The organism is Adlercreutzia sp. DFI.6.23 (genome assembly GCF_024462535.1).
In the GTDB taxonomy this organism is placed as follows: Bacteria; Actinomycetota; Coriobacteriia; order Coriobacteriales; family Eggerthellaceae; genus Adlercreutzia; species Adlercreutzia rubneri.
The window spans coordinates 1-308 of record NZ_JANGBP010000402.1 but is presented as its reverse complement, the minus strand read 5'-3'; the positions used below and the strand labels follow the sequence as shown (position 1 = coordinate 308).

1 protein-coding gene is annotated in these 308 nt (G+C 64.9%); it reads left to right on the top strand.

The genetic code is table 11. From position 1 onward, the window contains the following. Nucleotides 1-144: 144 nt before the first annotated feature. A complete protein-coding gene (locus NE591_RS13900; protein WP_256156936.1) occupies nt 145-306 on the top strand; it encodes a hypothetical protein in 162 nt (53 codons plus the stop codon). Nucleotides 307-308: the final 2 nt, after the last annotated feature.

The window sequence follows — 308 nt, the reverse complement described above, 5'->3', positions numbered from 1 at the left end:
CACCCACCTCGTGCGCGACGTGGAGGCGTTTCTGGACGACTTCATCCATCTGCGCTATGGCCAGATGCTTCTGCACGCGCCCGTGGCCTATGTGACCCAGGGGACGGGCACGACGCTGGACGCGTTCTTCCGAGAGGAGTTCCGATGCTAGGAAAGCTCTTCGCCCAGGAAATGCGGGCGCGTGTGAAGCCTGCGGCCATCATGCTGGCCATTATGGTCGTCGCTGGCGTGGTGGGCATCGGCTGCATCGAGGCCACCGACGCCGGGAGCCGCGCGGCGGGATTCGCCTCCCGTTATGTCAACTAGGC